This window comes from Streptomyces sp. BBFR51, assembly GCF_044591655.1.
Taxonomy (GTDB): Bacteria; Actinomycetota; Actinomycetes; order Streptomycetales; family Streptomycetaceae; genus Streptomyces.
Map to the genome: position 1 here is coordinate 4598935 of NZ_CP172448.1, position 16417 is coordinate 4615351.

Genomic DNA, 16417 nt, shown 5'->3' on the forward strand with positions numbered 1-16417 from the left:
GTCGGCCCGCGAAGGCGCCTGTGACAACGGCTAGAGTCGGCCGCATGACCAAGTGGGAATACGCAACCGTGCCGCTGCTCGTCCATGCCACGAAGCAGATTCTGGACACCTGGGGCGAGGACGGCTGGGAGCTCGTCCAGGTCGTTCCCGGGCCGAACAACCCCGAGCAGCTCGTCGCCTACCTGAAGCGGGAGAGGCAGGCATGAGCGCCGTCGAGGCGAAGCTGGCCGAGCTGGGTCTGACGCTGCCCGAGGTCGTCCCGCCGCTGGCCGCGTACCAGCCGGCCGTGCAGTCCGGCCCGTACGTCTACACCTCCGGCCAGCTGCCGATGCTGGACGGCAAGCTTCCGGTCACCGGCAAGGTGGGCGCCGAGGTCACGGCCGACGAGGCCAAGGAACTGGCCCGCACCTGCGCGCTGAACGCCCTGGCCGCCGTGAAGTCCGTCGCCGGTGACCTCGACCGCGTCGCGCGTGTCGTCAAGGTCGTGGGCTTCGTCGCGTCCGCCACCGACTTCACCGGCCAGCCCGGTGTGATCAACGGCGCCAGCGAACTCCTCGGCGAGGTCCTGGGCGACAAGGGCGTGCACGCCCGCAGCGCGGTCGGCGTGGCGGTACTCCCGCTGGACGCGCCGGTGGAGGTCGAGGTCCAGGTGGAGCTCGTCCAGCCGTAGCGACGTCGGCGTCGAGGCGGGGGAGGCGTTGCCAGCCCGGCAACAAGGCTCGCCCCCGCCGCTCCGGCCCCGCAGGATCGAGTGCGGTGCCTCACAGGGGCCGGGAGGCGGTCGTGGCCGCCGGTCCCGGTCCGTTCGGGCGCCGACCGACCGTACGCGCCAGGAGGAGCCATGCCGCAGCAGCCCGTGACCGACCAGCACCCGGAGCGCGACCAGAACCCGGTGCACGTCCAGCACCCGGTGCGCGACCAGCCCGTCCACCGTCTGGTGCCCTCGCCCGCCGGCCGGATCCACCTGGTGGAGCAGGGCAGCGGACCGCTGGTCCTGCTCGTGCACGGTTTCCCCGAGTCCTGGTACTCCTGGCGCCGCCAGCTGCCCGCGCTGGCCGCCGCCGGGTTCCGCGCCGCCGCGATCGACGTGCGCGGCTACGGGCGCTCCTCGCGGCCGGACGCCGTCGAGGCGTACCGGATGCTCGACCTGGTGGCGGACAACGTCGCCGTGGTCGAGGCCCTGGGCGAGCACTCCGCCGTGATCGTCGGGCACGACTGGGGCGCGAACATCGCCGCACACTCCGCGCTGCTGCGGCCCGACGTGTTCCGCGCGGTCGGCCTGCTGAGCGTGCCGTACACCCCGCCGGGCGGCCCGCGGCCCAGCGACGTCTTCGCCGGCATGAGCGACCCCGCCGGGCCCTTCGGCGGGCAGGAGTTCTACGTCTCCTACTTCCAGGAGCCCGGCCGCGCCGAGGCGGAGATCGAGCCCGACGTACGGGGCTGGCTCGCCGGGTTCTACGCCGCGCTGTCCGCCGACACCATGCCCGCCGCCCAGGCACCCGACCCGCACTTCGTCGCCCCCGGAGGCACGCTGCGCGAGCGCTTCCCGGCCGGCGGGCGGCTGCCCTCCTGGCTGACCGAGGAGGAGCTGGACGTCTACGCCGGGGAGTTCGAGCGCACCGGCCTGACCGGCGCCCTCAACCGGTACCGCAACATGGACCGCGACTGGGCCGACCTGGCCGCACACGAGGGCGCCCCCGTCACCCAGCCCTCCCTGTTCCTCGGCGGCGCCCAGGACGCCTCCACCACCTGGCTGTCCGACGCGATCGAGGCGTATCCGGCCACCCTGCCCGGCCTGAGCGCCTCGCACCTCCTGGACGGCTGCGGCCACTGGCTCCAGCAGGAGCGCCCCGAGGAGACGAACCGGCTGCTCACCGAGTGGCTGACCGGCCTGCCCTCCTGACGCCCGCCCGGCCCCGGGGGCCACTCGAACATCCGCCCGTCACCGGATAGCCTCCGGCCATGGGGAACGATCGGGCGAGTGGTCGGGCAAACGGTCAGTGGTATCCGCCGGAGTGGCCGGACCGCATCCGCGCGCTGGCGGACGGCACCCTCACGCCGGTCGCCCCGAAGCGCGCGGCCACCGTCATGCTCCTGAAGGACACCGGCCCGGGCACGGACACCGCCGCGAGCACCGGCCCCGCCGTCCACATGCTGCGCCGCCGCACCTCCATGGCGTTCGCCGGTGGCGCGTACGCCTATCCGGGCGGCGGGGTCGACCCGCGCGACGACGACCGCGCCATCGGCTGGGCCGGCCCCACGCGCGCGTGGTGGGCGGACCGGCTGGGCGTCGACGAGGCGGGCGCCCAGGCGATCGTCTGCGCGGCCGTACGGGAGACGTACGAGGAGGCGGGCGTCCTGCTCGCCGGGCCGACCGCGGACTCGGTGGTCGGCGACACCACGGGCGCGGACTGGGAGGCCGACCGCGCCGCCCTGGTCGACCGCGAGCTGTCCTTCGCGGAGTTCCTGGACCGCAGGGGCCTCGTCCTGCGCTCCGACCTGCTGGGCGCGTGGGCGCGCTGGATCACCCCGGAGTTCGAGTCCCGGCGCTACGACACCTGGTTCTTCGTGGCCGCCCTCCCCGAGGGACAGCGCACCCGCAACGCCTCCACGGAGGCCGACCGCACGGTGTGGATCACGCCGTCGGACGCGGCGGCCGGCTACGACAGGGGCGAGCTGCTGATGATGCCGCCGACCGTCGCGGCCCTGCGCGGTCTCGCGGCCTGCGGCACGGCCGCCGAGGCGCTGGCGTCGGCTTCCGGCCGCGACATGACGCCCGTGCTGGCCCGGGCCCGGCTGTCCGGCGACGAGGTCGTCCTGTCCTGGCCGGGACACGACGAGTTCACCAAGCACGTCCCGAGTACCGCGCCGGCGCCGGCGACACCTTCCGACCCGACCGGGGGAGCCCCCGCATGACGGACGCAGCAGCACTGCCCGGGCAGCCGCGGGGCGGTGTCCTGTCGGGCCCGGCCACCGCGCGCGCGGTGAACGTCCTGGCGCCCAACGCCTCGGCGATGACCCTGGACGGCACGAACACCTGGATCCTCGCCGAACCCGACTCCGACCTGGCCGTCGTGGTCGACCCGGGCCCGCTGGACGACATCCACCTGCGGCACGTCGTCGACACCGCCGAGCGGGCGGGCAGACGCGTCGCGCTGACCCTGCTGACGCACGGTCACCCGGACCACGCCGAGGGCGCCGCGCGCTTCGCCGAGCTGACGCGCACGAACGTACGGGCACTGGACCCGGCGCTGCGGCTGGGCGACGAGGGGCTGGCCGCGGGTGACGTCATCGGGGTCGGCGGCCTGGAGCTGAGGGTCGTACCGACGCCGGGGCACACGGCCGACTCCCTGTGCTTCCATCTCCCGGCCGACCGGGCGGTCCTGACGGGCGACACGATCCTGGGCCGCGGTACGACGGTGGTGGCCCACCCCGACGGCCGTCTCGGCGACTACCTGGACTCGCTGCGCAGGCTCAGGTCGCTCACGGCCGACGACGGGGTGCACACGGTGCTTCCCGGCCACGGTCCCGTCCTGGAGGACGCCCAGGGCGTCGTGGAGTACTACCTCGCCCACCGTGCCCACCGCCTCGCCCAGGTCGAGACGGCGGTGGAGGACGGCCACCGGACGCCGGACGAGGTCGTCGCCCACGTGTACGCGGACGTCGACCGCTCCCTGTGGCCGGCGGCGGAGCTGTCGGTGCGGGCGCAGCTGGAGTACCTGGGCGAGCACGGGCTCATCTAGGCGGGCACGGGCTGACATCCAGGCGGGCACGGGCTGGTCCAGGCAGGCACGGGCTGCTTGAGCGGCCCGGCGCCCGCCGAGGTGCCGGCGTCGGCGTCGGCGTCAGCGGGAGCGCTTGGCGAGCCGCTCCACGTCCAGCAGGATCACCGCGCGGGCCTCGAGCCGGAGCCAGCCGCGCCCGGCGAAGTCCGCGAGCGCCTTGTTGACCGTCTCGCGGGACGCGCCGACCAGCTGGGCCAGCTCCTCCTGCGTCAGGTCGTGCACCACGTGGATGCCCTCCTCCGACTGCACGCCGAAGCGGCGGGAGAGGTCCAGCAGGGCGCGGGCGACCCGGCCGGGGACGTCCGAGAAGACCAGGTCGGACATGGCGTCGTTGGTCTTGCGCAGTCGGCGGGCGACGGCGCGCAGCAGCGCGGTGGCCACCTCGGGGCGGACGTTCAGCCAGGGCTGGAGGTCGCCGTGGCCGAGGGCGAGCAGCTTGACCTCGGTCAGCGCCGTGCCGGTCGCCGTGCGCGGGCCCGGGTCGAAGAGCGACAGCTCACCGATCAGCTCGCTGGGGCCGACGACGGCGAGCATGTTCTCGCGCCCGTCGGGGGACGTGCGGTGAAGCTTGACCTTGCCTTCCGTGACCACGTAGAGGCGGTCTCCGGGGTCCCCCTCGTGGAACAGGGTGTCGCCGCGGGCGAGGGTCACCTCACTCATGGAGGCGCGGAGCTCCGCGGATTGCTCGTCGTCGAGCGCCGCGAAGAGCGGGTTGCGCCGCAGAACGTCGTCCACGAGTTCTCTCCTTGTCGACCGGCTCAGAGGATCTTGTTCCCCCGGTGTACCAGGGGTCCGTGGTGCCCATTTTGCCGGACAGTCCAAACAGTGTGATCTGTCACAAGGATGCCGCACTGATGTCCGGGGGTATGCGGCAGGGGTCCAATTGGGCGCCGATCTTCGGGGTCCGGGGCGGATGTCGGTGCCGGGTCGTAGGCTGGCCGAGTGTCCAAATCGCCGGTGAGAGCACAGGCCGAGGGGGCTGCGCGGGTGAGTGTACGTCGCGATTCCGCTGTGGGCGAACAGGGCCCCGATGGCGGTAGGAAAACGGCGAAAGCGACAAAGAGGGCAGTGCCTGCCAACAGGGTGACTGCGGAGAAGGATGCCGTGAAGAAGACCACCGCCAAGAGCCCGGAGTCCGCGAAGAAGGCGGCCTCCGCCAAGAAGGCCGCGCCTGTGAAGAGGCAGGCGCCCGCGAAGAAGCCCGCCATCGCCCCCAAGAAGGCCACCGCCGCCGTCAAGGGAGTCGCACCGGCGAAGACCGTCGCCGCGAAGCCGCCGCGCGGCGAGTCGCGCACCGCACTGGTCCGCCGCGCCCGCCGTATCAACCGCGAACTCGCCGAGGTCTACCCGTACGCCCACCCGGAGCTGGACTTCGAGAACCCGTTCCAGCTGGTTGTGGCGACGGTGCTGTCCGCCCAGACCACCGACCTGCGGGTCAATCAGACGACGCCCGCGCTGTTCGCCAAGTACCCCACCCCCGAGGACCTGGCCGCCGCCAATCCGGAGGAGGTCGAGGAGATCCTGCGCCCGACCGGCTTCTTCCGGGCGAAGACCAAGTCGGTCATAGGGCTGTCCAAGGCCCTCGCGGAAGACTTCGGCGGCGAGGTCCCCGGCCGCCTCGAAGACCTCGTCAAGCTGCCCGGCGTCGGCCGCAAGACCGCCTTCGTCGTGCTCGGCAACGCGTTCGGGCGTCCCGGCATCACCGTGGACACGCACTTCCAGCGCCTGGTGCGCCGGTGGCAGTGGACCGAGGAGACCGACCCGGACAAGATCGAGGCCGCCGTCGGCGCGCTCTTCCCGAAGAGCGACTGGACCGACCTCTCCCATCACGTGATCTGGCACGGCCGCCGCATCTGCCACGCCCGCAAACCGGCCTGCGGCGCCTGCCCCGTCGCCCCGCTCTGCCCGGCGTACGGCGAGGGCGAGACGGACCCGGAGAAGGCGAAGAAGCTGCTGAAGTACGAGAAGGGCGGCCTCCCGGGCCAGCGTCTGAAGCCCCCGCAGGCCTACCTGGACGCCGGCGGGAAGCCGGCGCCGCCGCTGGGGGCCGGGTGACGGAACGATCTCGGGGGCGTCGGGCGTTGGAATCGGCAGGACGGGGGTGGAGATGACACGGGCGAGCGACACGCAGGGCCACACCCGGGGCGCGATTCTCAGCAAGGAGGGTCTGCCCGGCTGGCTGGACCCGGTGGTGCGGGCCGTCGAGACGGTGCGTCCCACACAGCTGAGCCGCTTCCTGCCGCCGGCGGACGGAGCCGGCCGTCAGTCCGCCGTCCTGATCCTCTTCGGCGACGGCGACGGCGACGGCGACAGCGACAGCGGCCGCAACGGCAAGAGCGCTGCCGAGCAGGGGGGCGTCGAACAAGCGGGTGAGGGCGGCAAGGGCGGCCGCGGCCCCGAGCTGCTGCTCATGGAGCGGGCCGGCTCCCTGCGCTCGCACCCGGGCCAGCCCGCCTTCCCGGGCGGCGCCCTCGACCCCGAGGACGGTGATGCTCTCGGTGACGGGCCGCTGCGGGCCGCCCTGCGCGAGGCCGAGGAGGAGACCGGCCTCGACCCGGCCGGCGTACAGCTCTTCGGGGTCCTGCCCAAGCTCTACATCCCGGTGAGCGGCTTCGTCGTCACCCCGGTGCTGGCCTGGTGGCGCGAGCCCACCCCGGTCGGCGTCGTCGATCCCAATGAGACCGCGCGGGTCTTCACGGTCCCCGTGGCGGATCTCACGGACCCGGCCAACAGGGTGACCACCGTCCATCCCAGCGGTCACCGGGGCCCGGCATTCCTGGTCGAATCGGCGCTCGTGTGGGGCTTCACCGCCGGCATCATCGACCGGTTGCTGCACTTCGCGGGCTGGGAGCGGCCCTGGGACCGGGAGAAGCAGGTCCCGCTGGACTGGCGCGCATGACAGGGTGGCCTGCGTACCGCAGACGACAAGGCGAGGCCTGAATCAGTGAACGTGCTGGACATCCTGTTGCTGCTGGCCGCCGTCTGGTTCGCGATCGTCGGTTACCGCCAGGGCTTCGTCGTCGGCATCCTGTCGGTGATCGGCTTCCTCGGCGGCGGGCTCGTCGCCGTATACCTGCTGCCGGTTGTCTGGGACGCGCTGACGGACAACGCGGAGGTGAGCACGACCGCCGCCGTCGTCGCGGTCGTCATCGTCATCGTGTGCGCCTCCGTCGGCCAGGCCCTGACGACCCATCTGGGCAACAAGCTGCGCCGGTACATCACGTGGTCCCCGGCCCGCGCGCTGGACGCCACCGGCGGCGCCCTGGTCAACGTCGTCGCCATGCTTCTGGTCGCCTGGCTGCTTGGCTCCGCCCTCGCGCAGACCACCATGCCGACGGTCGGCAAGGAGGTGCGGCGCTCCACCGTGCTCGCGGGAGTGCAGGAGGTGCTGCCCGAGCAGGCCAACAACTGGTTCCAGAACTTCACCTCGGTCCTCGCGGAGAACGGCTTCCCGCAGGTCTTCAGCCCGTTCTCCAACGAGTCGATCCCCCCGGTCCAGGCGCCCGACCCGGCGCTGGCGGGCAGCCCGGTCGCCACCACCGCCAAGCGTTCCATCGTCAAGGTCATGGGCACCGCCCCCGACTGCGGCAAGGTCCTCGAGGGCACCGGCTTCGTCTTCGACGACCGCCGCGTCATGACCAACGCCCACGTCGTGGGCGGCGTCGACGAGCCCACGGTGCAGATAGGCGGCGAGGGCCGGAAGTACGACGCGACGGTCGTCCTCTACGACTGGCGGCGCGACATCGCCGTACTGGACGTGCCGGAACTGGACGCGCCCGCGCTGCGGTTCACGGACGAGGACGCGGGCCGCGACGACGGCGCGATCGTCGCCGGCTTCCCGGAGAACGGAGCGTACGACGTCCGTGCCGCGCGGGTACGCGGGCGCATCACGGCCAGCGGACCGGACATCTACCACCGCGACACCGTCCGCCGGGACGTCTACTCGCTGTACGCGACCGTCCGTCAGGGGAACTCCGGCGGCCCGCTGCTGACGCCCCAGGGCGAGGTGTACGGCGTGGTCTTCGCCAAGTCCCTGGACGACCCCGACACCGGTTACGCGCTCACCGCGGACGAGATCCGCGACGACATCAGCAAGGGCCGCACCGCCGACCAGCAGGTGGACAGCGACAGCTGCGCGCTCTAGATCCAGAAGGTCCGGAGGCGGCCGGCCGGCTCCGGTGCGCTCAGGTGCGTGGATGGCGCAGGCGTACGGAGACCCAGCGGGCCCGGCGGCGCAGGATGCGCGGAATGCCCACCCGTAGGTCCGCACCCGCAAGTTGCGGGGTGCCGCCTCGTCGGTGGGTGCTGCTCACGCCGCTCGTGGAGCGGCCGTCGCGTGCTACGTCACTGTAGTCGTGCGTCCAGCCCATACCCGGACGTGTGCCCCCGCCCCAAGGTCGATAACCGTTCCCAGGGCCCCCAATTGGCCTATGCGCCGGGCAAGTGGCCGTTCATAGGACAACCATTCCGGTTCGGATACCGGGCGCGTCCGTTCGGTCACCGATGAGTCACCGATCGGGTTCGGGATCCTTCAGCCAGTTGATCAGTTCGGTCGAGAAAGCGACCGGGTCCTCTTCGTGCGGGAAGTGTCCGAGTCCGTCGAACAGCCGCCAGCGGTACGGCGCTTCGACGTACTGTCCGGACCCGGCCGCGCTCCGCGTCCGCATCACGGGGTCCAGCGAGCCGTGCAGATGCAGCGTCGGCACGCGCACCGGCCGCTTCATGCGGCGGTAGAACTGGATGCCGTCCGGGCGGGCCAGGGAGCGCACCATCCAGCGGTACGGCTCGACCGAGCAGTGCGCGGTGGAGGGGATGCACATGGCGCGGCGGTACGCCGTCACCGCCTCGTCGTCCAGCAGCCGGGGCCCCGACCAGTCGTGGAGCAGCCGGCCGACCAGCGCGCCGTCGTCCGCGGTCAGTTGACGCTCCGGGATCCAGGGGCGCTGGAAGCCCCAGATGTAGGAGCCCGCCCGGCTCTGGCGGACGTCCCCGAGCATGGCCGAGCGCCAGCGCCGGGGGTGCGGCATCGAGGAGACCGCGAGCCGCCGTACGAGCTTGGGGCGCATCGCGGCGGCCGTCCAGGCCAGGTAGCCGCCGAGGTCGTGGCCGACCAGCGCGGCGTCCGGCTCGCCGAGGGAGCGGACCACGCCGGTGATGTCCAGGGCGAGGCCGGCGGGGTCGTAGCCGCGCGGGGTGCGGTCGCTGCCGCCGACGCCGCGCAGGTCCATGGCGACCGCGCGGAAACCGGCGTCGGCGAGCGCCACCAGCTGGTGCCGCCAGGTCCACCAGAACTGCGGGAAGCCGTGCAGCAGCAGCACCAGCGGCCCGTCCCCCAGCTCGGCGATGTGGAAGCGGGCGCCGTTGGCCGCGACGTCCCGGTGGGTCACCTCGGGCCCGCCCGGGACACCGAGGCGTACGACCGAGTTGGGGTTGGGGTGCTGCGGCGAGGGGGTTTGCCCCGAAGGGGTGGTGGAGCCCGTCATGAGGACGAGCGTGCCACAGCCTCGATCGCTTCGGGGGACCGGTCCGCGGGCAGTTCCGGACGCGGGTGCGGCTTGGCGTTCTGGAGCACGCCCGCCGACTCCTTCACCGAGGCGGCGACCTTCTGCGGGCCGCGGCCCTTCTTGGCCTTCTTCGCGAAGACGAAGCCGATCAGGCCAAGGAGGCCGGCGACGATGAGATTCGCCAGGAAGGACAGCAGGAAGCAGAGCGCGAGGTTCCAGTCGCTCCAGGTCCGGATGCCGTAGGCCAGCGCGAAGCTCAGCATCGGCAGCGAGAAGAGCAGGACCAGGCCCGCGACCGACAACAAGCCGCCGCTCGTCACCCCGCGCTTGACGTCCTTCTTCAGCTGCGCCTTCGCCAGCGCGATCTCGTCGTGCACGAGCGCCGACATTTCGGTGGTCGCCGAGGCGAACAGCCGGCCGATGCTGTGTTCGGTGCCGACCGGGCTGCCGTCGGGTGCGCTCATCGCGGTCTCCCTCTTCTGCTGGCTCATCTGCGTACGGTTCCGTGGCGTCGCCCCGGGCCGGTCGTGTTCGGTCCGGCCCGGGTTGGGTTCGACTGCGTACGGTCCCGTCTTTTGTACCGTCTCGTCAGATCATGCCGGACCGTCGCCCTCATCGCCTGCCCCGCCCGCCACTTCGGCAAGCCGCGCCGACTCCATCTCCTCGGCGATCCGGCGGTGCTCGGCCGCCTTGCGCTCGTAGACGGCGGCCACGCGCAGGTGGTACGCGGGGTCGTCCTGCTCGTAGACGTCGGGGACGCCGCTGAGGTCGTCGTCGCGCTCCTCCTCCGCGACCATCCCCCGGTACTTGGCGTTCCGTATCTTCAGCAGCACCGTCGCCAGGGCCGCCGCGATGAGCGAGCCGGTCAGGACGGCGGCCTTGACCTGGTCCGTCATCGTCGCGTCGCCCTCGAAGGCCAACTCGCCGATGAGCAGCGAGACGGTGAACCCGATGCCGGCCAGGGTCGCCACCGCGAACACGTCGGCCCATTGCAGGTCGTCGCTGAGCGAGGCCCTGGTGAAGCGCGAGGTCAGCCAGGTGCCGCCGAAGATGCCCAGCGTCTTGCCGACGACGAGCCCGAGCACGACACCGAGGGTCTCCGGCTTGGTGAACACGTCGGCCAGCGCCCCGCCGGAGATGGCCACACCGGCGCTGAACAGCGCGAACAGCGGAACGGCCAGGCCCGCCGACAGCGGGCGGACGAGGTGCTCGACGCGCTCGCCCGGGGAGTGGTCCTCGCCTTCGCGCGTGTGGCAGCGCAGCATCAGGCCCATCGCGACGCCGGCGATGGTGGCGTGGACGCCGCTGTTGTACATCAGGCCCCAGATCACCAGGCCGAGCGGGACGTACACGTACCAGCCGCGTACGCCGCCCCGAAGCAGCAGCCAGAAGACGACGAGGCCGACGACCGCGCCGCCGAGCGCGGCGAAGTTGAGGCCGTCCGTGAAGAAGACCGCGATGATCAGGATCGCGAACAGGTCGTCGACGACGGCGAGCGTCAGCAGGAAGGCGCGCAGCGCGCTCGGCAGCGACGTGCCGATGACGGCGAGTACGGCGAGTGCGAAGGCGATGTCGGTGGCGGTCGGCACGGCCCAGCCGGACAGGGAGCCGCCGCCGGCCGTGTTGGTGACGGTGTAGACGACCGCCGGTACGACCATGCCGCACAGCGCCGCCACCACCGGGAGGGCGGCCGCCTTCGGGTCCTTCAGGTCACCGGCGACGAGTTCGCGTTTGAGCTCGATACCGGCGACGAAGAAGAAGACCGCGAGGAGCCCGTCGGCGGCCCAGTGCGCGACCGAGAGGTTCAGACCGAGGGCACCGGGGCCGAAGTGGAAGTCGCTGACGCTCTCGTAGCTGTCGTGCAGCGCCGGTATGTTCGTCCAGACCAGGGCGGCGATCGCGGCGACGAGCAGCAGGACACCGCCGACGGTTTCGGTGCGCAGCGCCTCCGCGACGTAGTTGCGCTCCGGGAGGGACAGCCGTCCGAAGGCTTTGCGGGGGGTGCGGGGCGCGGTCACGAGGAGAACCTCCGGTGGGTGGGCAGCACGGAACACATGCCGACCAGACTTCCCGGCGCACCATGAGGATCTTGATGAGTCTCTTACGTCCTCCCCAGCCTACCCGGGCCGCGGGCTCCGCACATGGCGAGGGCACCCGGCGCGTGTGCGACGCCGGGTGCCCTCGGTCCACGTGCCTCAGTCCTCGCTCGGTGCCGCCGGGAGCTTCGTCTGGATGAGGTCCATGACCGTCGAGTCGGTCAGGGTCGTCACGTCCCCGAGCTGCCGGTTCTCCGCCACGTCGCGCAGCAGGCGCCGCATGATCTTGCCGGAGCGGGTCTTCGGCAGCTCCGCCACCGGCAGGATCCGCTTGGGCTTGGCGATCGGGCCGAGGGTGGTGCCGACGTGGTTGCGCAGGTCGGCGACGAGGCCCTCGCTCTCCGCCGCCGTGCCGCGCAGGATCACGAAGGCCACGATGGCCTGCCCGGTGGTCTCGTCCGCCGCGCCGACCACGGCCGCCTCGGCGACCGACGGGTGGGAGACCAGCGCCGACTCGACCTCGGTGGTCGAGATGTTGTGGCCGGAGACGAGCATCACGTCGTCGACCCGGCCCAGCAGCCAGATGTCGCCGTCGTCGTCCTTCTTGGCGCCGTCGCCGGCGAAGTACTTGCCCTCGAAGCGGGACCAGTACGTGTCGATGAACCGCTGGTCGTCGCCCCAGATGGTGCGCAGCATCGACGGCCACGGCTCGGTGAGGACCAGGTAGCCGCCCCCGCCGTTCGGCACCTCGTTGGCCTCGTCGTCGACGACGGTTGCGGAGATGCCGGGCAGCGCGCGCTGGGCGGAGCCCGGCTTGGCCTCGGTGACACCCGGTAGCGGTGTGATCATCATCGCGCCGGTCTCGGTCTGCCACCAGGTGTCGACGACGGGGGTGCTGTCCGCGCCGATGTTCTTGCGGTACCAGATCCACGCCTCGGGGTTGATCGGCTCGCCGACCGAGCCGAGGACGCGCAGGGACGACAGGTCGAACTTCGCGGGGATGTCGTCGCCCCACTTCATGAACGTCCGGATCGCGGTGGGCGCCGTGTAGAGGATGGAGACCTTGTACTTCTGGACGATCTCCCAGAACCGGCCCTGGTGCGGGGTGTCCGGGGTGCCCTCGTACATGACCTGCGTCGCGCCGTTGGCGAGCGGGCCGTAGACGATGTACGAGTGCCCGGTGACCCAGCCGACGTCGGCGGTGCACCAGAAGACGTCGGTCTCGGGCTTGAGGTCGAAGACCGCCCAGTGCGTGTACGCCGTCTGCGTGAGGTAGCCGCCGGAGGTGTGCAGGATGCCCTTGGGCTTACCCGTCGTGCCGGACGTGTACAGGATGAACAGCGGGTGCTCGGCGTCGAACGCCTCGGGCGTGTGCTCGGCGGACTGCCTCTCGACGGTCTCGTGCCACCACTTGTCCCGGGAGTCGTCCCAGGCGACCTCCTGGCCGGTGCGGCGGACGACGAGCACGTGCTCGACGATCCCGGCGCGCTCGGCGGCCTCGTCGACGGCCGGCTTGAGCGCGGACGGCTTGCCGCGCCGGTATCCGCCGTCGGCGGTGATGACGACGCGGGCGTCGGCGTCCTGGATGCGGGTGGCGAGGGCGTCCGAGGAGAAGCCGCCGAAGACGACCGAGTGCGCGGCGCCGATGCGGGCGCAGGCCAGCATCGCGACCGCGGTCTCGGGGATCATCGGCATGTAGATGGCGACCCGGTCGCCCTTCCGCACGCCCAGCTCCAGCAGGGCGTTGGCGGCCTTGGAGACCTCGTCCTTGAGCTGCGCGTAGGTGATGGCGCGACTGTCGCCGGACTCGCCCTCGAAGTGGATGGCGACACGGTCGCCGTTGCCGGCCTCCACGTGCCGGTCCACGCAGTTGTAGGCGACGTTCAGGGTGCCGTCCTTGAACCACTTGGCGAACGGCGGGTTCGACCAGTCGAGCGTCTCCGTCGGCTCCTTCGCCCAGGTCAGACGGCGGGCCTGCTCGGCCCAGAAGCCGAGCCTGTCAGCCTTGGCCTGTTCGTACGCCTCTGCCCTGACGTTGGCGTTCGCGGCCAGGTCGGCGGGGGGCGCGAACCTGCGTTCTTCCTTGAGCAGGTTGGCCAAGGATTCGTTGCTCACGACATCTCCCTTTCTCAGGGTTGTCCGTTGTGTCCCAGGCCACAGCTCATCAGACCCGGGGGGCCGATGACAAGGGTCGACGGGCAACTGGTTTAGACCTGTGTGGCGGCCGCGTGTCCTGGTGCGTCCATGAGGGCCCTGCGTGTCCTTCGTGCTCCGTGGTCATCCGTACCCACGGATGCCGAAGGCGCGGGGTTCAGCGGCTGTAATGCCCCTCACACTCCCCGCGCCCCGGCTCCGGGAACGCTCAGGCGGTCAGGTCGGTCTCCAGCACCAGCTCGAACACGCCGTCTCCGGCGTCCTCGGAGAGCAGGTACGCCTGCGCCTCGCCCACGTGGAAGTACATGCCGTGCAGCTCCAGGTCCCCGGCGGCCAGTGCCCGGGACACCGACTCGTGGGCGCGCAGGTGCTCCAGCTGCTGGACCACGTTGGCCAGGCACAGCCGCTCGGCCGCGTCGGCCGGCCCGCGTCCGGCGAGCCGGGGTCGGGCACCCTCGTCCCCCTCCTCGCCCTCGGGCACCCGCTCCAGGCTCGGCAACCCGTGCCGCAGCCACCGCTGGAGCGGGGTCCGCGCACCTGCGGGCTCGGCGCTGAGCAGCGCCTGCATCGCTCCGCACCCGGAGTGCCCGCACACCGTGACGGACCGCACCTTCAGCACGTCCACCGCGTACTCGATCGCGGCGGCCACCGAGTCGTCGCCGCTCTCCGCGCCGGGCAGCGGCACGAAATTGCCGACGTTGCGCACCACGAAGAGGTCTCCGGGGCCGCTGGAGGTGATCATCGACGTGACCACCCGCGAGTCGGCGCAGGTGAGGAACAGCTGGGAGGGCTGCTGTCCCTCCCGGGCCAGCCGGGCCAGCTCACGGCGCACCAGCGGGGCGGTGTTGCGCTGGAACGCGCTGATCCCACGGGCGAGTTCGCGTCCGCTGGGACCACTGGGCCCGCTGAAGCCACTGGGTCTGTCGGGCCCGCCTGACCGTGGCCTTGGCTCGGGTGCGCCGGGCGTGCCGGGCGTGCCGGGTGCGCGGAGTGCGCCCGGGCCGGTTGGGACGGTCGGGTTGCTCGCCGTGCCGGGGGTCCAGCCGGTGGCGTCCTGCCGGTCCGTGCCGGATGGTGGCGCGGTCGGGGGGCGTTCGCACTGGTGGTTGCGCCAAGGTGTCCAGGGGCGGCAGCGGCAGCCGTCCACCTCGGCCGGTTCGGAGATCCGGGTGCCGGCCCGGCGGCCGGTGATGTCGACGGAACCGCCCTGCGCGGTGTGCGTCCTCTGCCAGTCCTGCAGCGACTCGTACGCGGCGTGGTCCATGAACGACCCGTCCAGCTCCACGACGGTGTCCGCCCCGTGGGGCACTTGGTGCAGGACCCGGCTGAGCCGTGGCACGGCCAGGAACGTCAACTGGCCTCGTACATGTACGTGGTGGACTCCCTCCGTCTCGTCGTGTGTGATCCGGGTGCGGGTCAGGCGGTGCAGGGCGACGCCGACGGCGGCGGCGATGCCCAGCGCGACGCCCTCCAGGACGCCGAGGAACACCACGCCGCAGGTGGTGACCGCGTAGACCAGCACCTCACGGTGGCGGGTCACCGTGCGAATGTGGTTCAGCGACACCATCTTGAGGCCGACGGCCATGACCAGGGCGGCGAGCGAGGCGAGCGGGATCAGCTCCAGGGCCGGGACCATCAGCAGTGCGGCGATCACTACGAGAACGCCGTGCAGCATCGTGGAGTTCCGGCTGACGGCGCCCGCCGCCACATTCGCGGAACTGCGCACGGCCACACCGGCGATGGGCAGCCCACCGAGGGACCCCGAGACGATGTTGGCGGCGCCCTGCCCGAGCAGTTCGCGGTCGAGGTCGGAGCGCTTGACGCGGCCGGTCGGGCTCGGCCTGGCGGCGGTCAGCTTGTCCACGGCGACCGCGCCGAGCAGGGACTGCACACTGCACACCAGCGTGGTGGTGAGGACGGCGGCGATGAGCCCGAGCACCGGACCGTCGGGCAGCGTGGCCAGGGCGTGGCTGCTCCATGACGGCAGGTCGACCTTGGTCAGGCGGAGCCCGGCGAGGGAGGCGACCGCGGTGGCGCCGGCGACGGCGATCAAGGCGGCGGGCAGCTTACCCAGAAGCTGCCCGGCCCGGCCCGGGACGCGCGGCCAGAGCAGCAGCAGGGTCAGGGTCAGCACGCTCACCGCCAGGTCGGCGGGGCGCGGGTGCGCCAACTGGGCGGGCAGCGCGACCAGGTTGTCGGGCACGGAGCTCTGCGGGGTGCCGCCGAGGACGATGTGGAGCTGGGCGACGGCGATGGTGACGCCGATGCCGGCGAGCATGCCGTGCACGATGGCGGGGCTCACGGCGAGCGCCGAGCGTGCCACGCGCAGGCAGCCCAGGCCCAGTTGGGCGAGACCGGCGAGAACGGTGATGGCGCAGGTCGTACGCCATCCGTAGTGCTGGATGAGGTCGGCGGTGACCACGGTGAGTCCGGCGGCGGGGCCGCTGACCTGGAGCGGGCAGCCGCCGAGCCGTCCGGCGACGATCCCGCCCACCGCGGCGGCGACGAGGCCGGCCTGGAGGGGGGCGCCGGTGGCGAGGGCGATGCCCAGGGAGAGGGGCAGGGCGATCAGGAAGACCGCGATCGAGGCCGACAGGTCGGCGCCCGCGACGCGGAAGCGCCGGGGGCCGCCGGGCGGCGGGCTGTGGGGTGGGTGGACGTGCTTGGTCCGGGCCGAATCGGCGCGGGCGGGGACGCAGGCAGACATGTTTTCCCGTCTCCTCCGGGGCTGCGCGGTCGCGGTCATGGGATCCCCGGCTGGGCGGGGAGGCGTTCGCGGCCGTGGGTCACGGCATGCAGCGGCGGGATACCCGAGCGCTCGGTGATTGCGCTCAGTAAACAGAGCGTAATTCAGAGTAAAGAAAAGGCATAGACTTTTCGCGCAAATGGAGTAATGGACCGCTCACCAGAGTGAATCAGGTATTTCATCGGCTTGTCG

15 protein-coding genes are annotated in these 16417 nt (G+C 72.0%); 8 read left to right on the forward strand and 7 right to left on the reverse strand.

All coding sequences use genetic code 11. From position 1 onward, the window contains the following. The first annotated feature begins 44 nt into the window (after positions 1-44). The 5 genes from ACGH7X_RS21050 to ACGH7X_RS21070 all read left to right on the forward strand — a co-directional run bounded on the left by ACGH7X_RS21050 (position 45) and on the right by ACGH7X_RS21070 (position 3743). Positions 45-206 carry a DUF4177 domain-containing protein gene (locus tag ACGH7X_RS21050; protein WP_010986011.1) on the forward strand — a complete coding sequence of 54 codons (162 nt, stop codon included), beginning with the start codon at positions 45-47 and terminating at the stop codon, positions 204-206. After that, positions 203-670, forward strand: a complete 468-nt coding sequence (locus tag ACGH7X_RS21055; RefSeq protein WP_399886950.1) for a RidA family protein — start codon at positions 203-205, stop codon at positions 668-670. The genes ACGH7X_RS21050 and ACGH7X_RS21055 overlap by 4 nt, the downstream gene beginning before the upstream one ends. A 171-nt stretch (positions 671-841) precedes the next feature. After that, on the forward strand, positions 842-1903 hold the full coding sequence (locus ACGH7X_RS21060; protein ID WP_399886951.1) for an alpha/beta fold hydrolase: 1062 nt from the start codon (positions 842-844) through the stop codon (positions 1901-1903). Positions 1904-1962: 59 nt separating this feature from the next. After that, positions 1963-2916, forward strand: a complete 954-nt coding sequence (locus ACGH7X_RS21065; RefSeq protein ID WP_399886952.1) for an NUDIX hydrolase — start codon at positions 1963-1965, stop codon at positions 2914-2916. Continuing rightward, positions 2913-3743, forward strand: a complete 831-nt coding sequence (locus ACGH7X_RS21070; RefSeq protein ID WP_399886953.1) for an MBL fold metallo-hydrolase — start codon at positions 2913-2915, stop codon at positions 3741-3743. Before ACGH7X_RS21065 ends, ACGH7X_RS21070 begins: the two co-directional genes overlap by 4 nt. 102 nt (positions 3744-3845) lie before the next feature. On the opposite strand, the gene ACGH7X_RS21075 is transcribed toward ACGH7X_RS21070, so the two are convergent. Continuing rightward, the gene (locus ACGH7X_RS21075) at positions 3846-4520 is read right to left on the reverse strand and encodes a Crp/Fnr family transcriptional regulator (protein ID WP_064729047.1); all 675 of its coding nucleotides are present in this window, start codon (positions 4518-4520) and stop codon (positions 3846-3848) included. A gap of 348 nt (positions 4521-4868) precedes the next feature. On the opposite strand from ACGH7X_RS21075, the gene nth reads away from it, so the two are divergent. From nth to ACGH7X_RS21090, 3 genes are read left to right on the forward strand one after another with little or no spacing between them, the layout of a single operon-like run. Then, positions 4869-5840, forward strand: coding sequence for an endonuclease III (gene nth / locus ACGH7X_RS21080; RefSeq protein WP_399897202.1), 972 nt, complete (start codon positions 4869-4871; stop codon positions 5838-5840). Positions 5841-5892: 52 nt separating this feature from the next. Beyond that, positions 5893-6684 carry an NUDIX hydrolase gene (locus tag ACGH7X_RS21085; RefSeq protein WP_399886954.1) on the forward strand — a complete coding sequence of 264 codons (792 nt, stop codon included), beginning with the start codon at positions 5893-5895 and terminating at the stop codon, positions 6682-6684. Between the two features lie 45 nt (positions 6685-6729). Continuing rightward, positions 6730-7929 (forward strand): MarP family serine protease, encoded by a 1200-nt coding sequence (locus tag ACGH7X_RS21090; protein WP_399886955.1) that lies wholly within the window; start codon positions 6730-6732, stop codon positions 7927-7929. A 40-nt stretch (positions 7930-7969) separates the two neighbouring features. Here the strand turns inward: ACGH7X_RS21090 and ACGH7X_RS21095 are convergent, their stop codons facing one another. The 6 genes from ACGH7X_RS21095 to ACGH7X_RS21120 form a co-directional block, all read right to left on the reverse strand. Further along, on the reverse strand, positions 7970-8155 hold the full coding sequence (locus ACGH7X_RS21095) for a hypothetical protein (RefSeq protein WP_078582024.1): 186 nt from the start codon (positions 8153-8155) through the stop codon (positions 7970-7972). A gap of 138 nt (positions 8156-8293) precedes the next feature. After that, positions 8294-9268 (reverse strand): alpha/beta fold hydrolase, encoded by a 975-nt coding sequence (locus ACGH7X_RS21100; protein ID WP_399886956.1) that lies wholly within the window; start codon positions 9266-9268, stop codon positions 8294-8296. After that, complete coding sequence (locus ACGH7X_RS21105) at positions 9265-9753, reverse strand: phage holin family protein (RefSeq protein ID WP_399897205.1); 489 nt, start codon at positions 9751-9753, stop codon at positions 9265-9267. Before ACGH7X_RS21105 ends, ACGH7X_RS21100 begins: the two co-directional genes overlap by 4 nt. Before the next feature lie 129 nt (positions 9754-9882). Then, the gene (nhaA, locus tag ACGH7X_RS21110; RefSeq protein WP_399886957.1) at positions 9883-11307 is read right to left on the reverse strand and encodes a Na+/H+ antiporter NhaA; all 1425 of its coding nucleotides are present in this window, start codon (positions 11305-11307) and stop codon (positions 9883-9885) included. A 177-nt stretch (positions 11308-11484) separates the two neighbouring features. Next, positions 11485-13440, reverse strand: a complete 1956-nt coding sequence (gene acs, locus ACGH7X_RS21115; protein ID WP_399886958.1) for an acetate--CoA ligase — start codon at positions 13438-13440, stop codon at positions 11485-11487. A gap of 247 nt (positions 13441-13687) precedes the next feature. Further along, positions 13688-16186, reverse strand: coding sequence for a SulP family inorganic anion transporter (locus ACGH7X_RS21120; protein WP_399886959.1), 2499 nt, complete (start codon positions 16184-16186; stop codon positions 13688-13690). Positions 16187-16417: the final 231 nt, after the last annotated feature.